19 protein-coding genes are annotated in these 20,404 nt (G+C 66.0%); 11 read left to right on the plus strand and 8 right to left on the minus strand.

Features of this window, described 5'->3' with window-relative positions; all coding sequences use genetic code 11:
- The first annotated feature begins 124 nt into the window (after positions 1–124).
- From TQ98_RS01565 to TQ98_RS01580, 4 genes are all read left to right on the plus strand, one after another.
- Positions 125–1,903 carry an acyl-CoA dehydrogenase C-terminal domain-containing protein gene (locus TQ98_RS01565; protein ID WP_044871201.1) on the plus strand — a complete coding sequence of 593 codons (1,779 nt, stop codon included), beginning with the start codon at positions 125–127 and terminating at the stop codon, positions 1,901–1,903.
- 178 nt (positions 1,904–2,081) lie between these two features.
- On the plus strand, positions 2,082–3,206 hold the full coding sequence (locus tag TQ98_RS01570) for a saccharopine dehydrogenase NADP-binding domain-containing protein (RefSeq protein ID WP_044871202.1): 1,125 nt from the start codon (positions 2,082–2,084) through the stop codon (positions 3,204–3,206).
- Entirely contained in the window at positions 3,203–3,673 is a 471-nt protein-coding gene (locus TQ98_RS01575; RefSeq protein ID WP_044871203.1) for a DUF2269 domain-containing protein, read from the plus strand. Before TQ98_RS01570 ends, TQ98_RS01575 begins: the two co-directional genes overlap by 4 nt.
- A 4-nt stretch (positions 3,674–3,677) precedes the next feature.
- Positions 3,678–4,043, plus strand: coding sequence for a DoxX-like family protein (locus tag TQ98_RS01580; protein ID WP_044871204.1), 366 nt, complete (start codon positions 3,678–3,680; stop codon positions 4,041–4,043).
- Between the two features lie 50 nt (positions 4,044–4,093).
- Here the strand turns inward: TQ98_RS01580 and TQ98_RS01585 are convergent, their stop codons facing one another.
- The 4 genes from TQ98_RS01585 to TQ98_RS01600 form a co-directional block, all read right to left on the minus strand.
- A complete protein-coding gene (locus TQ98_RS01585; protein ID WP_044871318.1) occupies positions 4,094–4,744 on the minus strand; it encodes an endonuclease in 651 nt (216 codons plus the stop codon).
- Between the two features lie 630 nt (positions 4,745–5,374).
- Positions 5,375–6,169, minus strand: a complete 795-nt coding sequence (locus tag TQ98_RS01590) for a carbon-nitrogen hydrolase family protein (RefSeq protein WP_044871205.1) — start codon at positions 6,167–6,169, stop codon at positions 5,375–5,377.
- Between the two features lie 14 nt (positions 6,170–6,183).
- Positions 6,184–7,866: an NAD(P)/FAD-dependent oxidoreductase gene (locus tag TQ98_RS01595; RefSeq protein WP_044871206.1), complete on the minus strand. Its 1,683-nt coding sequence runs from the start codon at positions 7,864–7,866 to the stop codon at positions 6,184–6,186.
- A 176-nt stretch (positions 7,867–8,042) separates the two neighbouring features.
- Entirely contained in the window at positions 8,043–8,246 is a 204-nt protein-coding gene (locus TQ98_RS01600) for a hypothetical protein (RefSeq protein WP_044871207.1), read from the minus strand.
- A 308-nt stretch (positions 8,247–8,554) separates the two neighbouring features.
- Between TQ98_RS01600 and TQ98_RS01605 the strand changes: the two genes are divergently transcribed.
- From TQ98_RS01605 to TQ98_RS01620, 3 genes are all read left to right on the plus strand, one after another.
- Positions 8,555–10,183 carry an APC family permease gene (locus TQ98_RS01605; protein ID WP_044871208.1) on the plus strand — a complete coding sequence of 543 codons (1,629 nt, stop codon included), beginning with the start codon at positions 8,555–8,557 and terminating at the stop codon, positions 10,181–10,183.
- A 24-nt stretch (positions 10,184–10,207) separates the two neighbouring features.
- Positions 10,208–11,221: an Ldh family oxidoreductase gene (locus tag TQ98_RS01610; RefSeq protein ID WP_044871209.1), complete on the plus strand. Its 1,014-nt coding sequence runs from the start codon at positions 10,208–10,210 to the stop codon at positions 11,219–11,221.
- 183 nt (positions 11,222–11,404) lie between these two features.
- Positions 11,405–12,352: a dihydrodipicolinate synthase family protein gene (locus tag TQ98_RS01620; protein WP_044871211.1), complete on the plus strand. Its 948-nt coding sequence runs from the start codon at positions 11,405–11,407 to the stop codon at positions 12,350–12,352.
- Positions 12,353–12,542: 190 nt separating this feature from the next.
- Here TQ98_RS01620 and TQ98_RS01625 read toward each other — a convergent pair whose 3' ends face one another.
- A complete protein-coding gene (locus tag TQ98_RS01625; protein WP_044871212.1) occupies positions 12,543–13,019 on the minus strand; it encodes an Lrp/AsnC family transcriptional regulator in 477 nt (158 codons plus the stop codon).
- Between the two features lie 210 nt (positions 13,020–13,229).
- Between TQ98_RS01625 and TQ98_RS01630 the strand changes: the two genes are divergently transcribed.
- Positions 13,230–13,682, plus strand: a complete 453-nt coding sequence (locus TQ98_RS01630; RefSeq protein ID WP_044871213.1) for a YMGG-like glycine zipper-containing protein — start codon at positions 13,230–13,232, stop codon at positions 13,680–13,682.
- A gap of 3 nt (positions 13,683–13,685) precedes the next feature.
- On the opposite strand, the gene TQ98_RS01635 is transcribed toward TQ98_RS01630, so the two are convergent.
- Positions 13,686–14,798, minus strand: a complete 1,113-nt coding sequence (locus tag TQ98_RS01635) for a CapA family protein (protein WP_044871214.1) — start codon at positions 14,796–14,798, stop codon at positions 13,686–13,688.
- Between the two features lie 207 nt (positions 14,799–15,005).
- Here TQ98_RS01635 and TQ98_RS01640 point away from each other — a divergent pair, with 207 nt between their 5' ends.
- Positions 15,006–15,263: a DUF2790 domain-containing protein gene (locus TQ98_RS01640; RefSeq protein WP_052659154.1), complete on the plus strand. Its 258-nt coding sequence runs from the start codon at positions 15,006–15,008 to the stop codon at positions 15,261–15,263.
- Positions 15,264–15,336: 73 nt separating this feature from the next.
- Here the strand turns inward: TQ98_RS01640 and TQ98_RS01645 are convergent, their stop codons facing one another.
- The gene (locus TQ98_RS01645; protein WP_242443029.1) at positions 15,337–16,248 is read right to left on the minus strand and encodes an NAD(P)H-binding protein; all 912 of its coding nucleotides are present in this window, start codon (positions 16,246–16,248) and stop codon (positions 15,337–15,339) included.
- Positions 16,249–16,374: 126 nt separating this feature from the next.
- Between TQ98_RS01645 and TQ98_RS01650 the strand changes: the two genes are divergently transcribed.
- A complete protein-coding gene (locus TQ98_RS01650) occupies positions 16,375–17,343 on the plus strand; it encodes an AraC family transcriptional regulator (protein ID WP_044871215.1) in 969 nt (322 codons plus the stop codon).
- Positions 17,344–17,431: 88 nt separating this feature from the next.
- The gene (locus TQ98_RS01655) at positions 17,432–19,606 is read left to right on the plus strand and encodes a TonB-dependent siderophore receptor (RefSeq protein WP_197708590.1); all 2,175 of its coding nucleotides are present in this window, start codon (positions 17,432–17,434) and stop codon (positions 19,604–19,606) included.
- A gap of 192 nt (positions 19,607–19,798) precedes the next feature.
- On the opposite strand, the gene TQ98_RS01660 is transcribed toward TQ98_RS01655, so the two are convergent.
- Positions 19,799–20,365, minus strand: a complete 567-nt coding sequence (locus tag TQ98_RS01660) for an SEL1-like repeat protein (RefSeq protein ID WP_044871216.1) — start codon at positions 20,363–20,365, stop codon at positions 19,799–19,801.
- Positions 20,366–20,404 lie beyond the last annotated feature (39 nt).

Raw genomic sequence — 20,404 nt, forward strand, 5'->3', positions numbered from 1 at the left:
CTTTGTGTGAATAAATGGTCACATTAGGACTCTATGTCTCTGTAAAGTTGCTCATGTAGACTGCGGGCCCTTTCCGTGAATCCGGCCGCCCCTGGCCACCTGTGAGTGATTGCGAGGTTTGTACATGGCTGACTACAAAGCGCCCCTGCGCGATATGCGCTTCGTCCTCAATGAAGTCTTCGAGGTTGCCAAGCTCTGGGCGGAACTGCCGGCCCTGGCCGAAGTGGTGGACGCCGATACCGCCTCCGCCATCCTCGAAGAAGCCGGCAAGGTCACCGCTGGCGTCATCGCCCCGCTGAACCGCAGCGGCGACGAAGAAGGCTGCTTCTGGACCGACGGCGCGGTGAAGACCCCGGCCGGTTTCCCCGAGGCCTACAAAACCTACGCCGAAGGCGGCTGGGTCGGCGTGGGGGGTGACCCCGTCTTCGGCGGCATGGGCATGCCCAAGGTCATCTCCGCCCAGGTGGAGGAGATGGTCAACGCCGCCAACCTCTCCTTCGGCCTCTACCCCATGCTGACCGCAGGCGCCTGCCTGTCGATCAACGCCCATGCCAGTGAAGAGCTGAAGGAAACGTACCTGCCGAACATGTACGCGGGTGTCTGGGCCGGCTCCATGTGCCTGACCGAACCCCATGCCGGCACCGACCTCGGCATCATCCGCACCAAGGCCGAGCCCCAGGCCGACGGCAGCTACAAGATCAGTGGCACCAAGATCTTCATCACCGGCGGCGAGCACGACCTGACCGAGAACATCATCCACCTGGTGCTGGCCAAGCTGCCGGATGCCCCGGCGGGCCCGAAAGGCATCTCCCTGTTCCTGGTGCCCAAGGTCATGGTCAACGCCGACGGTTCCCTGGGCGAGAACAACGCCCTGTCCTGCGGCTCCATCGAGCACAAGATGGGCATCAAGGGCTCGGCCACCTGCGTGATGAACTTCGACGGCGCCACTGGCTACATCGTCGACGCCCCGAACAAGGGCCTGGCCGCCATGTTCACCATGATGAACTACGAGCGCCTGGGCGTCGGCATCCAGGGCCTGGCCTCCGGCGAGCGTTCCTACCAGAGCGCCGTGGAATACGCCCGCGAGCGTATCCAGAGCCGCGCGCCGACCGGCCCGGTGGCCAAGGACAAGGCCGCCGACCCGATCATCGTGCACCCCGACGTGCGTCGCATGCTGCTGACCATGAAGGCAGCCAATGAAGGCGGCCGCGCCTTCTCCAGCTACGTGGCCATGCAGCTGGACACCGCCAAGTACAGCGAAGATCCAGCCATCCGCAAACGCGCGGAAGAGCTGGTCGCCCTGCTGACCCCGGTGGCCAAGGCGTTCCTCACCGACCTCGGTCTGGAAACCACCGTCCACGGCCAGCAGGTCTTCGGCGGCCACGGCTTCATCCGCGAGTGGGGCCAGGAGCAACTGGTGCGTGACGTGCGCATCACCCAGATCTACGAAGGCACCAACGGCATCCAGGCCCTGGACCTGGTGGGTCGCAAGGTGGTGGCCAGCGGCGGCGCGTTCTACAAGCACTTCTCCGACGAGATCAAGGCTTTTGCCAACGGCGCTTCCGCCGAGCTGGCCGAGTTCGTTGAACCGCTGAAGGCTGCCGTCGCCAACCTGGACGAGCTGACCGCCTGGGTCCTGGACCGCGCGAAGAACAATCCGAACGAAATCGGCGCCGCTTCGGTGGAGTACCTCCATGTGTTCGGCTACACCGCCTACGCCTACATGTGGGCCCTGATGGCCCGCACCGCCCTGGGCAAGGAAGGTCAGGACGACTTCTACGCCAGCAAGCTCGGCACCGCGCGCTTCTTCTTCGCCCGCCTGCTGCCGCGCATCCACTCCCTGACCGCCTCGGTCAAGGCCGGCAGCGAATCGCTCTACCTGCTGGACGCCGCGCAGTTCTAAGCGTTACGCCGGAAAAACAAAGCCCCGCTTCTGCGGGGCTTTGTCTTTTCTCTTCCTGAGGGGGGGGCGAATTCATCGCCAAGGGCGGCGAAGCTGCCCCATCGCGATCCATTCAGGGGGCGTGTCCGGGCCATGGCCGCTGCATTACCATGTGCCACCACACAAGGAGGTTGGATCGATGGCGCGGGTGCTGATTCTGGGCGGGTACGGGAACTTCGGTAAGCGCATTGCCGAGAACCTGGGCAGGGCCCATCCAGGGCTGGAACTGGTGATCGCCGGACGCAGCCTGCAGCGGGCGAAGAAGCTTTGTACCGAACTGGCGGAACACGGCGCCCCTGGTACCCGCTTCGAAGCCGCGCGACTGGATATCGATTCCCCGGCATTTCCGGCCGAACTGGCCGCCCTCGCGCCCACCATCGTCATCCATACCAGCGGTCCCTTCCAGGGCCAGGACTACCGTGTGCCGCGCGCCTGCATCCAGGCCGGCGCCCACTGCATCGACCTGGCCGACGGCCGCCGCTACGTCTGCGATATCCGTGGCCTCGATGCGCAAGCGAGGGCGCAGGGTGTGCTGGTGGTCAGCGGCGCCAGTTCGGTGCCGGGGCTGTCCTCCACCGTGATCGACCACTTCCGCAACGAGTTCTCCGCGCTGGAAACCATCGATTTCGCCATCGCCCCCGGCAACAAGGCCGAGGTGGGGGAAGCCACCCTCAAGGGCATCCTCAGCTACACCGGTCATCCCTTCCCGGTACTGGAGGAGGGTAGGTGGCGCGATCGCCGCGGCTGGATGGACGCCCGCCGCGTCGACTTCGGCGGGCCAGTGGGGCGCCGCTGGCTGGCCAATATCGACATCCCCGACCTGGAACTCTTCCCCGAGCGTTACGCTGGCGTGCGCAGCGTGCGTTTCCAGGCCGGCCTGGAGCTGCCGGTGCTGCATCACTGCATGGTGGCCATGGCGGCCTTGGCCAAGATCGACCTGGTGGCCGACTGGTCGCCCTGGGCGGCGGCGATGCTCAAGGCGCGACAGCCGCTGATGGCCTTCGGCAGCGATGTCGGCGGCATGCGCATCGAACTCAGTGGCACCGGCCCGGATCAGCGGCCCAAGCGCCTGGTGTGGACGCTCTACGCCGAACGCGGCATCGGCCCCTACATACCGACCCTGTCGGCCATCATCCTCGCCGGCAAACTGCTCCGCGGCGAATTGGCGGAGCGCGGGGCCGTGCCCTGTCTGGGCCTCTTCAGCCTGGCGGATTTCGATGCCGAGGCCACGCCCTTCGGCATCTACCACCGGACTGGTTCATGAGCGTCTACCTGCTGCTGAAGTTCTTCCATCTGCTGGGCGCCACCGTGCTGATCGGCACCGGCGCCGGCATCGCCTTCTTCATGCTGCTGGCCTCCCGCAGCGGCGACCCGCGGGTGATCGCGGGAACGGCACGGATGGTGGTGATCGCCGACTGGGTGTTCACCGCGCCGGCCGTGCTGCTGCAGTTCGGAACGGGCATCGCGCTGATGGAGGTCACCGGCTACGGCTACGCCTCGCCCTGGTTCCTCGCGGCGCTGGCGCTGTTCCTCTTCATCGGCGCCTGCTGGCTGCCGGTAGTGGCGATCCAGTACCGCCTGCGCCGCGCTGCCGATGCCATGGTCGCCGGTGGCCCGGACACCGAGCTGCGCAAATGGATGCGCCGCTGGACCTTGCTGGGCATCCCGGCCTTCAGCGCGATCCTGGTGCTGCTCTGGCTGATGCTGGCCAAGCCGCTGCCCGTGGTCTGACGTCATGAGTGTCTGGACTTTCGCACGCCTATCCCTGGTTTTCCTTTGGCTGAGCACCGCCCTGGTGTCGGTCACCAGCGGCCGTCAGATCGGCTACGACATCCTCGCCAGCGGCGGCATCGTGGGGTCGCTGGCTGATCTTTGCGTCGTCGGTGGCGCCGCGCTGGACCTGCTGCTTGGGCTGTGGCTGCTCAGTGGTCGGGGGGTGCTGGTCTGCCTGCGGGTGCAGGGCGTGGTGGTATTGCTCTACAGCCTGCTGCTGAGCCTGATCGACCCCAGCTTCTGGACCCACCCCTTCGGCCCCCTGACCAAGAACCTGCCGGTGCTGGCGCTGATCCTGCTGCTGCATCAGCGAGCACAAGGCGAGTGATTGCTGCTTCATCTTGTGGGGGCGAATGAATTCCTCCCTGCGCAAAGCACCTAAGGCTGCAGCGAATTCGCCAGGCTCGGATCGTCGATAAAGCGATTCCGATTGCCCTGAATGCTCTGGATGCGGTCGTTGCGCGCACGTTCCTCGTCGTCCACCGGGTCGAGGCGGTTCCACTGCTGGAACATCTGCAACTGCCCGACGATGGGCAGGCCGTACTCGGCGTGCATATAGAGAATCGCCCGGGCCACATTGCCCTTGGCGGCGTCGCGGGGTTCCACCAACTGATAGGCCGAGCGCAGCTCGCAGTCGGCCAGCGTGCTCTTCCCGCCGTCGCCTGCGGTGCCGAACAACGCATTGCGCCGTGCCAGCTCGACGCGCGACTGCTCCGGGTAGAGGTTGTGCAGGTCGGCCAGCATGTAGGGGTACTGCGGATTCGCCTGTTGGCACTGGCTGTCGGTGACGCAGTGCAAGGCGCTCTTGATCTGCTTGGTGCTGTACACCGGGCTGGCGCTGAGCAGGCCACCGGGTGCGCTGAACGTCTTGCCGCAATAGAGGGTGGTGCCGCCCGTGGCGTAGAGCTGCTGCCAGAAGGCTTGCTCGACGGCGACCTTGGGATCGGCCAGGCGATCCTGGCCGCCGGCGGAAGCGTTGCCGGCGATCGATGCCGCCAGGCAGGAAAGGGCAAAAACGACTGAACGCATGGTCATGATTCGGGGACTGCCGTGTCGGGGCTGTTGTTCTTGTAGGACAAAACGAATCTAACAATAGCGACCCGTCCAAGCCAGACCAACCGATCGCTTGCTTGGTTGCTTGGTTGCGTGATTGCGTGGTGGTGAGGCGATAAATCGAGTCGGACTAATTTCCAAATCGTGTAAGCAATGGCTTACACGCGCTGGTGGCTATGGCTCCTTCCGGGCCCCTGCGGCCGAGACTAATCTTCTCCCCATTGGACGTCGCGCAGGAAGCGCACTGCAAAACAGGGATACGCCGGATTTCCGCCAGGATGGCGGTCAGATCAGGGATGTCGGGACAAGTCTGCAAAACCTCGCTTCGGCGAGGTTTTTCTTTTTCCGGTTTCGGAAAACCGCTACAGCAGCAAGTCTTTCGGCCTCACGACGCCCTCCAGCATCGAGCGCAACAGCTCGAGCGTCGCCTGCTGGCGCCAACGCTGTTCCGGTTGCTGGATTACCTCCCTAGGCCCCATGCGGTGCTGACCTGACTTTCCCCTTTTAGCCATTCTCAACCGCCCCCTGCCAGCGGTTTCGGCAGGGGGCGGTTTTTCGTTTTCGGGGGGAATGCGGTGGTTTTTTGTAGGGGCGAATTCGGCCCAACTACAGCAGCGGTCGATACAACTCCGCGCGCCGATCCTTGAGGTAGGTGACGCTCTCGCGGGATTTCTCCAGCAGGTCACGACGCAGATCGGCGAAGGCCAGGGTCTCCTCGCGGCCGCACACCGCCGCCTGGCTGCCGTCCGGCGCGCTGACGCTGGAGAGGCCGCAGTAGCGGATTTCCCCTTCGCCGCCGCAGTAGTTGGCGTAGGCCAGGTAGCACTGGTTCTCGAAGGCGCGGGCACGTACCAGCACCTCGCAGACGAAGTCGAACGGCTCCATGTTGGCGGTCGGCACCAGCACCAGGTCGGCGCCGGCCAGGGCCAGGCGACGCACGTTCTCGGGGAACTCCACGTCGTAGCAGATCAGCAGGCCCAGCTTCCAGCCGTTCAGCTCCAGCAGCGGGTAGTGGTCGCTGCCGGCGCTGAACATGCTGTTGTCCAGCTCACCGAAGAGGTGGGTCTTGCGGTAGTTGCCGAGGCGCTGGCCCTGGGCGTCGATCAATTGCACCGAGTTGAAGATGGCCCCTTCGGCGCTGCGTTCCGGGTAGCCGTAGAGGATGGCGATGCCCTGCTCGCGGGCGATCCCGGCCACCCGCTCGGCCCAGGGGCCGTCGCAGGGCTCGGCCAGGGCGGTGACCGCCTCCAGGCCGATGTTGTAACCGCTGAGGAACATTTCCGGGCTGACCAGCAACGCCGCGCCGCGCCGGGCCGCCTCGGCCGCCCGCTCGCGCAGGCGTTCGAGGTTGGCTTCCGGGGCGAGCGGCAGTGGTGCGCACTGATAGAGGGCGATGCGCATGAGCGTCTCCTGGCTCAATCCGGCAGGGCGATCGGGCCGAGCTCGGCGAAGAGGTCGCCCGGACCGGGGTTCTCTGCCGAGGTGCTGCCGCCGAAGTGCTTCATGATGCCCCACACGGCGTTGAGCGAAGTCTGCACCGCGCCTTCCACCCAGGCCGGGGTCCAGGACACGTCGTCACCGGCGATGAAGATACCGCGCTGCTCGGCAGGCATTTCGTCCTGCATGAAGTGGGCGTACATGCGCTGGTTGTAGCGGTAGTGGCCCGGCAGCGCACCCTTGAAGGCGCCGAGGAAGTGCGGGTCGGATTCCCAGGAAATGGTGATCGGGTCGCCGATGATGTGGCCGGCGATATCCACGTCCGGGTAGATCTTCTTCAGCGCGTCCAGGGCGAGCTTCACGCGCTTCTCCACCGGGTGCGGCAGCATCTTCAGGGCGTCGCTCATCCAGGAGTAGGACAGGCAGATCACGCCCGGCTTGTCGTCGCCATTGTCGAACAGGTAGGTGCCGCGGGTGAGGCGGTCGGTGAGGGTCATGCTCAGGGTGTCGCGGCCGGTTTCCGGGTTCTTGTCCTTCCAGAAGGGGCGATCGACCATCACGAAGGTCTTGGAGGACTGCATGTAGCGGGTGCGGTCCAGGGCCATCCACATCTTGTGGGAGAAGAGCGATTCCTCGCACTCGATCTGGGTGGTCAGCAGCCAGCTCTGGCAGGTGGCGAGCACTGCCGCGTAGTGGCGGGTGTCACCCCAGTTGTCGGTGACCGCCAGGCGGCCATCGGCGGCGCGGGCGATGCGCTTCACGCCGGGGCGTGCGGCGCCGTTGTGCAGGGAGGCCAGGCTGGTGCCGGCCGGCCAGTGCACGCATTTTTCCGGAGCGTGGCGCCAGATGCCCATGGGCACCTGCTGTACGCCGCCGACGATCAGGTGCTGGTTGTCGTCGCAGGCGGTCATCACCACGCGGAAGATTTCCAGCATGGAGTTGGGGAAGTCGGAGTCCCAACCGCCGGTGCCGAAGCCCACCTGGCCGAACACTTCGCGGTGGTGGAAGGACAGCTTGGCGAAAGCCTTGGAGCTGGCGACGAAGTCATAGAAGGTGCGGTCGTCCCACAGCGGTACGAGGGTGTTCCACAGCTCCTTCAGGCGCTTCACGTCGCGGTCGCGGATGGCCTGCTGGATATCGCCGAACCGGGCGCCATCTTCCAGGGCGTCGGCCCAGGCGTCGGCTACCTCCAGGAACAGCTTGGGCAGGTCTTCCATCTTCTCGGCGTAGTAGGTCTTGCCTTCGATGTCGATCACGGTGCTGCCGGAAGCCGGGGTCAGCGGGTTGGGGAAGGGCTGGGTCTTGAGGCCCAGCAAGTCGACGTAGTGGTAGAAGGCCGTGGAGGAGGCCGGGAAGCGCATGCCGCCCAGCTCGGCGATGATGCCGTCGGTGCCTTCGAAGGTCTGCGAGCGCAGGCGGCCGCCCATCTTCGAGGCTTCGTACACCACGGGCTTGAGGCCCAGCTTCATCAGCTCGTAGGCCGCCACCAGGCCGGCGATACCGGCGCCGACGATCGCCACCTCGGCGCCATGATGCTCGGCGGGGATGCTGCCCAGGCCAGCCGGATGCTGAATCCAGTCATCGAAGGCGAAGGGGAAGTCCGGACCGAAGATGGTGATGGGTTTCTTGCCGTCGGCGGGGTGGCGATTGTTGTTGTTCATGATGGACCTTGATGGCATGTGTGGTGGTGCGGCCCGTTGGGCGCGGTGGGGCCATTCTAGGGAGCGCCGTTTTCGTCCAATAGACGCAGAGTGTCGTCATTTGGCTTGTTGTTGATACAAAGTGACGATCAACAATAGCGTTATGACGAAGCTGCTTCGTCCATCCCGTTTCCAGCCTAGCCGGTGAGGGAAGACAGGGTAGGAGCGCGCTCTGCTCGTGAAGGGACAGCGACGTAACACGCCTGGACGTCCTTGATGAAGATCGCCGCATTGGCGATCGCATCCAGCATCTGCACGCTCGACAGCAATCCATCCATGGATTCGGGACGCTTCAGGTTGCTCCCTGTGCAGAGTTCGGCAAGCGCGCGACGCGACATCATTTCCATCCTCCCCAAGGCTGACGGGTAATGCCCTCGCCGGAAGCTCGCCCCAGAGCTGTCGGCCTGTCGGGGACAGGCCGGAGCCAAGGCCCGTATGCTCCGGCATCCATTCGAACTGTGCGGATTTCGTCATTCGGAACGCAGGAAGGGATCAAGCGCGATGGTCGGTCGCTGGTCCACTGTATGGCCATCGCCAGGCTCGAAGAACCCAAGGAACACGCACGCGCCAGGGACCGTATCGCTACGCCGATCCTGGTCTCGAATGGCAACCCACCAGGCCATCCAATAACGCACAAGAAGGCTACGCCATGTCCGGAAAATTCAAGAAGCAACTCTCGTTGATGGACCTGACCTTTATCGGTCTGGGCGCCATCTTCGGCTCTGGCTGGCTGTTCGCCGCCAGCCACGTTTCCGCCATCGCTGGCCCGGCGGGGATCATCTCCTGGTTCCTCGGCGGCTTCGCCGTGCTGCTGCTCGGCATCATCTACTGCGAGCTGGGCGCGGCGCTGCCACGTGCCGGCGGCGTGGTGCGTTATCCGGTGTTCTCCCACGGCCCGCTGCTGGGCTACCTGATGGGGTTCATCACCCTGATCGCCTTCTCCAGCCTGGTGGCGATCGAAGTGGTCGCCTCCCGGCAATACGCGGCCGCCTGGTTCCCGGGGCTGACCGAGGCCGGCTCCAGTGATCCGACGTACCTCGGCTGGCTCGTGCAGTTCGGCCTGTTGTGCCTGTTCTTCCGGCTCAACTACCGCAGCGTCAAGACCTTCGCGAGGGCCAACAACCTGGTCAGCGTGTTCAAGTTCATCGTGCCCCTGCTGGTCATCGGCATGCTGTTCACCTTCTTCAAGCCGGAGAACTTCGCGGTCCAGGGCTTCGCACCCTTCGGCCTTTCCGGCATCGAGATGGCGGTCTCCGCAGGCGGGATCATCTTCGCCTACCTGGGGCTCACGCCGATCATCTCGGTGGCCAGCGAAGTGAAGAATCCGCAACGCACCATCCCGGTCGCGCTGATCCTTTCGGTCCTGCTCTCCACCGCCATCTACGTGCTGCTGCAACTGGCCTTCCTCGGCGCCGTGCCCACGGAAATGCTGGGCAATGGCTGGGCCGGCATCTCCAGGGAATTGGCCCTGCCGTACCGGGACATCGCCCTGGTGCTCGGTGTGGGCTGGCTGGCCTACCTGGTGGTGGCCGATGCGGTGGTCTCGCCCAGCGGCTGCGGCAACATCTACATGAACGCCACCCCCAGGGTGGTCTACGGCTGGGCGCAGACCGGCACCTTCTTCAGGGTCTTCACCCGCATCGACGAGAAGTCCGGCATCCCGCGTCCGGCGCTCTGGCTGACCTTCGCGCTGTCGGTGTTCTGGACCCTGCCGTTCCCGTCCTGGGAGGCCCTGATCAACGTGGTGTCGGCCGCGCTGGTACTGAGCTACGCCGTGGCACCGGTGACCGTCGCCGCCCTGCGTCGCAACGCCCCCGATATGCCGCGTCCGTTCCGGGTACGGGGCATGGGCGTGATGGGGCCGCTGTCCTTCGTCATCGCCGCGCTGATCGTGTACTGGTCGGGCTGGAACACCGTGTCCTGGCTGCTGAGCCTGCAGATCCTGATGTTCGTGATCTACCTGCTGTGCCGACGCTTCGTACCCACCGAGCACCTGAGCCTGGCCCGGCAGGTGCGCTCGTCGGCCTGGCTGATCGGCTTCTACGCCGCCACCCTCCTGCTTTCCTGGCTTGGCAGTTTCGGTGGCCTGGGCGTGCTCGGCCACCCGTTCGACACCCTCGCCGTGGCTGCCTGTGCGACGGCGATCTACTACTGGGGCGCGGCGACCGGCGTACCGGCCGAGCTGATCATCCTGAGTGGCGAGGATGAAAGCGAGGAGGGCGCCGACACCGACGCGGGACTGCATCCGGCGGCGGTTCGCAGCCAGGCCTTGTCCTGATATCCAACGAGAAGGAGTGCGGATATGAGCGATCTCATCAACCTCAGCCTCGACCAGGTCCATGCGCTCGCAATGCGCGCGCTGACCCGCAACGGCATGGGTGAGGACCACGCCCGGGCCATCGCCGACACCATCACCCAGGGGCAGCGCGACGAGTGCCACTCCCACGGCCTCTACCGCGTATTGGTGTGCGTGCATTCGTTGCGTTCCGGCAAGGTCGATCCGCTGGCGAGGCCCACCGTAAGCCGGTCCGCACCCGCCATCGTCAGCGTCGACGCCCATCGGGGTTACTCGCTGTTGGCGTTCCAGGCGGGCCTGCCGCTGCTGGTGGAGCAGGCCCGTGAGCTGGGCGTCGCCGCCCTGGTGATCCGCAACTGCTTCCACTTCTCCGCGCTCTGGCCGGAAGTCGAGGCCATCGCCGCCGAAGGGCTGGTCGGCCTGGCCATGACGCCCAGCCACGCCTGGGTCGCGCCGGAGGGCGGCGGCAAGGGTGTGTTCGGCACCAACCCGCTGGCGTTCGCCTGGCCTCGGCAAGGGCGCGAGCCCTTCGTCTTCGATTTCGCCACCAGCGCGATTGCGCGAGGCGATATCGAACTGCACGCCCGCCAAGGCAAGCCCATTCCCCTGGGCTGGGGCCTGGATGCCGAGGGGGCGCCCACCACGGATGCGCGTGCCGCGCTGGAGGGCGCCATGCAGACCTTCGGCGGGCACAAGGGCTCGGCGCTCGCCGCCATGATCGAGCTGCTGGCCGGCGCGTTGATCGGTGACATGACCAGCGCCGAATCCCTGGCATTCGATGCCGGCGCCGGTGCAACGCCTTGCCACGGCGAGCTGCTGCTGGCCTTCGCTCCCGCGCGTTTCCTCGGGAATGCGATGGAAGAGGGGCAGCGACGCGCCGAGCAGTTGTTCGCGGCCATCACCGACCAGGGCGCACGCCTTCCTTCGCAGCGCCGCTTCGCCGCACGCAAGCGCAGCGAGCGTGAGGGCGTCTGGGTCGAGCAGGCCCTGCTGGACGACATCGAGCGGCTGATGGCCTAGCGGCCCGCCCGCATCCTGAACCTCTTCCCGGCCTCTGAATGGATCAGCCCATGAAGCGCGTACATGTCATCGATTCTCCCACCGGCAGCCGGTGGGAGGGCCGCCACGAACAGGACCCCTTCGCTGGGGGCATCTGAGCCCCCAGCGTTCCCTCTACATTCCCCTGCACCAAGGAGCAGAACAATGAACGACAGCATCTTCAACGGTTGCATTCCCGCCCTGATGACCCCCTGCACCGCCGAGCGCAAGCCAGACTTCGACGCCCTGGTTGCCAAGGGCCGCGAACTGGTCGATATCGGCATGAGCGCGGTGGTGTACTGCGGCTCCATGGGAGACTGGCCGCTGCTGACCGAAGCCCAGCGCCAGGAAGGCGTGGCACGTCTGGTGAAGGCCGGCGTGCCCACCGTTGTCGGCACCGGGGCAGTCAGCACCCGCGAGGCGGTCTCCCACGCCGCGCACGCGGCCAAGGTGGGCGCCCAAGGCCTCATGGTGATTCCGCGACTGCTCTCCCGCGCTGCCTCGCCCGCTGCGCAGAAGGCGCATTTTTCCGCCGTCCTCCAGGCCGCCCCTGCGCTGCCGGCGGTGATCTACAACAGCCCCTACTACAGCTTCTCCACCCGCGCGGACCTGTTCTTCGAGCTGCGCCGCCAGTTCCCCAACCTGGTCGGCTTCAAGGAGTTCGGCGGGGCCGCCGACATGCGCTACGCAGCCGAGCACATCACCTCGCGGGACGACGAGGTCATCCTCATGGCCGGTGTCGATACCCAGGTGTTCCACGGTTTCGTCAACTGCAATGCCACGGGTGCCATCACCGGCATCGGCAACGTGCTGCCTCGCGAAGTGCTGCAACTGGTGGCGCTGAGCAAGCAGGCTGCACAGGGTGACGCCAGGGCTCGCCGTCTCGCTCTCGAGCTGGACGGGGCGCTGGCCGTGCTGTCCTCCTTCGACGAGGGCTGCGACCTGGTGCTCTTCTACAAGTACCTGATGGTCCTCAACGGCGACCGGGAATACAGCCTGCACTTCAACGAAACCGACGTGCTCAGCGATTCCCAGCGCCGCTACGCCGAGCAGCAGTACGGGTTGTTCCGCCAGTGGTACGCCAACTGGTCGGCGGAACTGAACATCGCCTGACCCAGCCCGGCTCCCCTGCGGAACATCCCCGTTCCGCAGGGGAGCGCGCCTCGCACATCCAGAAAGCACCAGGACACTCGCAGGCGACGCCGGCTACCGGGAAACCGCGTTGGCTGCGCGCGCCGGATAACTCGAAAACACCTCGCCCAACTGGCGGAGCTTCCTTCCAGCTGGAACGCTCGTAGCGGCTTCAGGCCAGGGGCGGCGCCAGCGGCTGGCCGCGGTCGATCTTGCAGCTGAGGATGATGGACGTCGTGGTCTTCTCCACACCGTCGACGCTGCCGATCAGGTCCAGCAGCTCATCGAGGCGCTCGGGGGAGTCGGCGCGCAGCCAGGCCACGTAGTCGAATTCGCCGCTCACCGCGCAGAGCACTTGCACCTCCGCCATGCCGGTCAGGCGCCGCAGCACTTCCTTGCCGCTGCGGGGTTTCACCGTGATGCCCACATAGGCCTGCAACCCGCCATCGGCCACCCGCTGGCCCAGGCGAACGCCGTAGCCGGTGATGACCTGGGCCTTCTCCAGCCGCGCCAGGCGCGAAGTGACGGTGGTGCGGGCAATGCCCAGGCGCCGCGCCAGGGTGGCCACGCTTTCGCGGGCGTTGATCTGCAGGGCGGCGATCAACTGGCGGTCGATATCGTCGAGGAAGGGGGCGGAGAGTTCGGGCATTTGGGGACAAGGCCGGGAAGTGACCGGACAAGGCTACCTGATGCCCGCACCAGGCTGAAGGCCGCCCACGCTGCGGCCGTCCACAATCGTGGTAGACATCCCGCTGGTCGGGGCGCATTTCGCCTTTTCGGAGCGCGACCCAGACTGAACAGAACTGAATCGGCCAGGCGCCGGTCCAATTCCCCCTTTCCGTCCAAAGAGTCGCACGACATGAGCACTTTTCTTCCCCGTCACCTGGTCCTGATCGGTTCGCTTGTCTGCCTTCCCGCCATGGCCCAGACCGTCGTGCCCCTGCAGGGCCAGAGCCAGCAACAGGTCCAGCAGGACATCGCCAACTGCCAGGCCCAGGCCGGTACCCCCACGACCACCACCACCACGCCGCAGACCGGTGGCCGCGTCCGGGGCGCCGCAACGGGCGCAGTGGCCGGTGCCGCAGTCGCGCAGTCCCGGAGCAATGACTACGACCGGATCAGTGACGACGTGCAGGAGGAGTACCGCGAGGAGCGCGCCAAGGATGCGGCGGTCGCCGGGATGGTGGTGGGCGGTTCCCGCCAGCGTCAGGAGCGCCGGCAGGACCGTCGCACCAACCAGCAGGCCAGCAGCAACGCGTCGGCAGTCTTCACCAGCTGCCTCCAGCAGCGCGGTTATCAGGTCAACCCCTGATCGCTACCAGCTCAGGGCGAAATTGTGCTCGGCCGCCGGCTGCGGACAGCAGCCGCGGTGCGCGCACTCGCGCTTGAGCGTGTCCAGCAGCCAGCGGCGCTCTTCGCGGTCGGCATGGCCGAGCTGGAAGCGCCGGATATGGGTGGGCACCAGGTCCAGGGCGAGCAGGCGCCCGCCCGCATCCAGGGTAGGGAAGTACAGCAGCCCGAGTTCGCCGTGGTAGACGCCGTAGTCCTGAATCCCTTCGTAATCGTTCAGCAGATCACCGCAGCCGTAGAGGATCAGGTGCTCGCGGTACAGCTCCAGCCCCTTGATGTGGTGTGAGGAGTGGCCGTGGACCAGATCCGCGCCGGCCTGGTCGATCAGGCCGTGGGCGAATCGCACCTGATCGGCAGGAATCTCGAACCCCCAGTTGCCGCCCCAGTGGATCGAGGCGATCACCCGGTCCCCGGGGCGCTTGTGCAGCTGGATGCACTCGGCCACCCGGTCCAGGCTCCGTGCCGACAGGTCCGGGAGCCAGGCGACCCCCGAGCGCCGGGACTTCGCCGCCCAGCTCGACGGAACACCGCAGTCGGGCGTGCAGAAGGCAAATACCAGCAGGCGAAATCCATCGGGCAGCTCCAGCACGGCGGGCGCCTCCGCCTGGGGCAGGTCCCGGCCCGCGCCGGCACACTGCACGCCATTGCGCGCGAGGGTGGCCAGGGTGTCCGACAGGCCGGCGCGGCCCCAGTCCAGCACATGGTTGTTCGCCAGCACGCAACAATCGATGCCGGCCGCGAGGATGGCCGGGATGTTCGCCGGGCTCATGCGGTAGTTGATACCCTTGGCTTCCGGCTGGCCGCGTCGGGTCACAGCGGTTTCCAGGTTGATCAGGCGGACCTGTGGCCGGCGCCTCGCCAACTCCGCGAGGGTGTCGCCCCAGATGTAGGTGTAATCGACAGGATGGGGCAGGGGGCCATGCAGTCGTTCCGCCAGCCGCACATAGCCCCCGGCGTCCTTCACATAGGGTTCGTACAGGCGTGGATCGCCGGGGCGGGGCAATACCGCGTCGATGCCGCGAGCGGTCATCACATCGCCGGCCAGGAACAGCTTGAGGGTCTGGGGAGCAGCGTTCATCGGCCACCTCCCGGGGTATCAGCACCAATCTAATCCCGCGCCGTGCAGCCGTCCAAGTGGGCGGGTGGATTGTTGCGCACCACGGAAAGGCCCTTTCAGCAAAGGCGTCTTTTTCGCCTGCCGCGCCTGGAGTCTCATTGGCACCAACGGCCACGAACGCATCCCCAGCCGATGCCCCGGCCAGCCACACGAACCGAGGAGCACGCCATGAATCGCGCCATTTCCATCAGCACCACTCTGTTGCTCGCCGCCCTGGCCGGCGGCAGCGCCTTCGCGGCCGAGTCCGCCGATGCCGAGCCCTACCGCTACGGCATGCCCCTGGATGTCGCCCGCGTCATCTCCATCGATGAACCCAATCCGCTCACCTGCGAAACCATCCAGGCGAAGATGACCTACGTCGATGCCAATGGCGACCAGAAGTCCGTGACCTACCTGAAGGAATCCAGTGCCTGCGCCAACAGCTGATGCCGGCGCCGGTCGCGGTGGAGCGACGCCAGCCCCACGAGGCCCGGCAATCCGCCCCTCCGCCTGGTGGGCGTCAGTTGCCCACCACTTCCGCCACGAAGGCTTCGAACGAAGTCGCCGTGGTGTTCCCGTCGTTCCGCCCTTCCAGGGACTTCACGCGACGGTCGTTGATGCCCTCGGCCAGCTCCGCATAGAGCCCCGCCAGGTTGGCGGAGAAGCCCGCATCCACCAGCATCCCGGCCATCTCGTCGTAGGGCAGTTGCACATAGGGCAGGTCCGGCCGTCCCAGGCGCTCGCCGAGGATGCGCGTCGCCTCGCCATAGCTGAGGTCCCGCTGGCCCAGCAGTTCCCGCACCTGCACGCCGTGCCAGTCGCGAGAGAGCAGGGCCGCGATGGCCGCGTCGGCGATGTCCTTCGAGGCGATCATCGGCACCGGCACGTCCGCGCCCACGCCATCGGCCACCAAACCGTGCTGTTCGATCATCCAGAACGCCGGCAGCAGGTTCTCGAAGAAGGCCCCGGCACGCAGGATCAGCAGGTCGACGCCGGGCAACGCCCGTAGCCGCGACTCCTGCTCATGCATGCTGGCGATGGGGCCGTTGCCCGAGGCCAGGTCGGCGCCCACGCTGCTGATCGCCACCACGCGGCGCACACCGCTGGCGCGAACAGCCCGGACGATGGCCTCGCCCACTGCCGCCTGCTGGGCCATGTAGTCCGCCACGGACGGGTCGTAGGGCAGCAGCGTGTAAACCGCGTCGGCACCCCGGAAGGCCTCCGTCAGGTAGGCGGCGTCATGTGGCTCACCGACCCTCACCTCGGCCCCGGCCTTCTCCAGTGCCTCCAGACGTTCAGCGGAGCGGCCCAGTGCGCGCACGCGCTCACCCGTGTTCAGCAGCTCTTCGACGATGCGTTTGCCGGTATGCCCGGTGGCGCCCATTACCGTGATCATCTCGTCCTCCTGGTAGCGCTTGTCTGTCTGGCACATGCCTGAGCGCTTGGGGCCAGTGTCGTTTGGCGGGGCTGGACGAACAATGATTGGAAGTCGACGATTCATGATCGATCGTCCAGAGTTGTTGGGCGACCCCTGTGCTGGCGATGCGAGGTGCACGAGATGGACCCGAACAACCCCTGGCTCTCCCGCGACCCCCTCGGCGAAGCGCTGCACCTGCTGCGCATGAGCGGGACGCTCTACTGCGCCTCTGAATTCACCGCGCCCTGGGGGCTGGGCCTTCCGGCCATGGAAGACTGCCTGATGTTCCATGTGGTGACCGCGGGTGAGTGCTGGCTGGCAGTGGGCGGACACGAGCCCCTGCTGCTGCGTGGCGGCGACCTGGCGCTGGTGCCCCACGGCCATGGGCACCAGTTGCTCAGTGCCCCCGGCGAAGTCGCGGTGCCGCTGTTCGACCTGCCACGGGAGTGCCTGAGCGAACGCTACGAGATCATCCGTCATGGCGGGGGCGGCGCGCCGGTCAGCCTGGTGTGCGGTGCGGTGCGCTTCGACCATCCGGTGGCGCGGCAGCTGGTGCGGCTGCTGCCGTCGGTGCTGCACGTGGAGGCGGCCAGTGCCGAGCATGCCGACTGGCTGCAGGGCACCCTGCGCTTCATGCGGGACGAGGCTCGGGACCTGCGCCCCGGTGGCGAAACCGTGGTCACGCGATTGGCGGACATCCTGGTGATCCAGGCGATCCGTTCCTGGATCGAGCGCGACCCGGCCGCCCAGACCGGCTGGCTCGGCGCCCTGCAGGACCGCCAGATCGGGCGCGCCATCGGGCTGATCCACCGCGACCCGGCGCGGGACTGGAGCCTGGTCGCCCTGGCCGATGCGGCGGCCATGTCCCGCTCGGCCTTCGCCGCCCGCTTCACCGCCCTGGTGGGCGAGCCGGCCATGCAGTACCTGACACGCTGGCGGATGAGCCTCGCCCTGGGCTGGCTACAGGAAGGCGACGTGGCCATCGCCGCCCTGGCCGAACGCCTCGGATACCAGTCCGAAGCGGCCTTCAGCCGGGCGTTCAAACGCATCCATGGCATGGCGCCGGGAGCCGTCCGGCGTGTGCCCCGAACACTGCTGGCGCCTGGCTAGTGCACTTGCAGTTCATTTCCCTTTAAATTTACGTTTCGTTTACAAATAGCAATTGTTACCATTTGCTTCTTATCCAAAGAAGGAGCTCATGGTGGCAGTTAAGCGCATTACCTCGGCATCGCTGCCGATGCTGGGCCTGTTGGCTATTCCGGCTGTGCACGCAGAAACCAAAGACGCGCTGGCGATTCCCGCGACGTCCGTGACCAGCGCCTACGAGCAACAGAGCTACAAGGCCTCGGAAAGCAAGTCCGCCCTGAAGATCGATGCGCCCCTGCGCGACATCCCCCAGACGGTCAACGTGGTGCCGGAAAGCGTGATCAAGGACAAGGGCGCCCAGTCCATGGAAGACGTGCTGAAAAACGTCCCCGGCGTCGGTCTGTCCAACGGCGACGGCCAGCGCGACCAGATCACCATCCGTGGCTTCAGCGCCATCGGTGACATGTTCATCGACGGCATGCGCGATGACGCCCTCTACTTCCGCGACCTGTCCAACATCGAGCGGGTCGAAGTGATCAAGGGCCCGGCGGCCGTGCTCTATGGCCGTGGCTCCTCCGGCGGCCTGATCAACAGCGTGAGCAAGAAGCCGGGCTTCGATCCCAAGAAGGAAGTCGGCGTCACCTTCGACAGCGAAGGCAAGCGCCGTACCCAGTTCGATACCGGCTGGGCTGACCAAGAACAGCGCGACAAGGCCTTCCGCGTCACCGGCGCCTTCGAAGACAGCGACACCTTCCGCGATGACGGCTACATCGACCGCAAGGCCATCGCGCCTTCGGCCTACTTCAGGCTGTCCGACGACCTGGAGCTGAACCTCGGGGCCACCTACCTCTACGACAAGCGCCTGATCGATTTCGGTATCCCGGGGCAGCTCGCGGCCTACCAACCGGCGGCGGCCAACCTGCCGGCATCGGTGGTGGGCAATCGCCCGGTGAACGTCGACCGCGACAAGCGCTTCGGCTCCGGCGACCCGGACCAGGACTACGCCCGCAGCGAGGTGTTCTCCTTCACCGCCAGCGTGGACTACCGGATCAACGACGATCTGACCCTGACCAACGCCACCCGCTACTACCACTACGACCTGGACCGCAACAACACCCTCGCCGACAGCAGCGCGACCCGCTTCGTCACCGCGCCCAATGGTGAGGCTCTGGTGAAGCTGAACCGCGGCAACGTTGCCCGCGACGAATACGGCGTGTTCAACCAGACCGACCTGAAGCAGCAACTCCAACTGGCCGGCATGCAGCACAGCCTGCTCTACGGCGTGGAAGTGGGTTACCAGGACAAGTACCAGCGCGCCTTCAACCAGAACAACGTGGCTCAGGTTCCGGTCTTCCGCGATGCCCTGGTGCCAGTACCGGAGCACGCCAGCAACCTGTCCTCAAAGGGCACCAACTACCAGGAAACCGCCGGTTTCTACGTACAGGACATGATCGAGCTGACGTCCCAGTGGAAGGCCCTGCTCGGCGTCCGCTACGACATCTTCGGCCAGGAGTTCGACGACAAGCGCGTGCAGAACGTCGACCTCGACCGTACCGACAAGACCTGGAGCCCGCGTGCCGGCCTGGTGTACCAGCCGGACCAGATCCAGTCCTACTACGTCTCCGTCACCCGCAGCTTCCAGCCCTCGGGTGAGGTGTTCCAGCTCAATCCGGCCACCGAGAACCTGGAGCCGGAAGAGACCACCAACTACGAGGTGGGCGCCAAGTGGGACCTGCTGGACAACCGCCTGGCGGTCACCGCCGCGGTGTTCCGTCTGGAACGCACCAACATGAAGACCACCGATCCGGCCAACCCCGCCCTCACCATCCTCGCGGGTGAGCAGCGCACCGACGGTTTCGAGGCCACCTTCAGCGGCCAGCTGACCGACAAGTGGCAGATCTATGGCGGCTACGCCTACCTGGACGCGGAGATCACCAAGTCCAACAGCAAGACCAACGGCGTCGCCAACGAAGGCCAGACCCCCACCCTGACGCCGCGCAACAGCGCCAACCTCTGGCTGGTGCGTTCGCTGACCCCGCAGTGGCGTGTCGGCGCGGGTGCCAACTATGTGGATGACCAATTCACCGCCCTCGACAACAACGTCGTGATGCCCAGCTACACCACCTACGATGCGGCGCTGTTCTACAACGTCCCGCAATGGGACATGGCCCTGCGTCTGAAGAACGTCTTCGACAAGGACTACTACGCCTCGGCCCACGGCTCGGTGGACCTGATCACCCCCGGTGCCCCGCGCACCCTGGAGCTCAGCGCCAACTACCGGTTCTGATCCCCGCACCAACAAAAACGCCCGGCCATCGCCGGGCGTTTTTGTTTTCAGGGGCGTGGATTCGGTCTTACCCCATCCTACGGACTGGACCGTAGGGTGCGCCGTGCGCACCGGGAAGCCCTTGCGGAATCTCTGGTGCGCACGGCGCACCCTACAAGGGCGATGAGTGCCGAGGCACGCCGCAACGGCCGATCAATTCATCTGCAGCTTCTTCAACGCCTCACAACTCGGCGCGTATTGCTTGTCGCAGGCGCTCTGGAACAGGGCGCGGGCCTGGTAAGGGTCCTTCTGCAGGCCTTCGGCGCCCTGGGCGTACATGCTGCCGAGCACGTGCTGGGCCATGGCGTTGCCGGCGGCGGACGCCTGGTTGAGGTACTTGAGCATGGCGCGCTGGTCAGCCATGGCGGGGTCGGCGCGGCCCGTGTAGAGGAAGGCCAGGCTGAAGGCCGACTGGGCATGGCCCTTGTCGGCGGCCTGCTTCCACCAGTATTCGGCCTGCTTCAGGTCTTTCTGCGGCTTGCCCATGAAATAGAGGCTGGCGAGCTGGTACTCGCTGTCGAGGTCGCCGCGCATGGCCTGCTGGCGAATCCGTTCGAATTCGGCGGCTTGCTGGTCTTGCGGGGTGGGGGCCGGCGCCTGCGGTTGCCCGGCGGGCGCGGTGGCGGGTTGCTGTTGCGTGTGCTGCTGCTGGACGCAGGCCCCGAGCAGGGCGAGCGCAGCGATGCAGACGAGACGTGGCAGGGCACGTTGGGTGGACATGGACGGATTTCTCCCTGGCAGAACTGGGAGGAGGGTAGT

Source organism: Pseudomonas sp. LFM046 (assembly GCF_000949385.2).
Classification (GTDB): domain Bacteria; phylum Pseudomonadota; class Gammaproteobacteria; order Pseudomonadales; family Pseudomonadaceae; genus Metapseudomonas.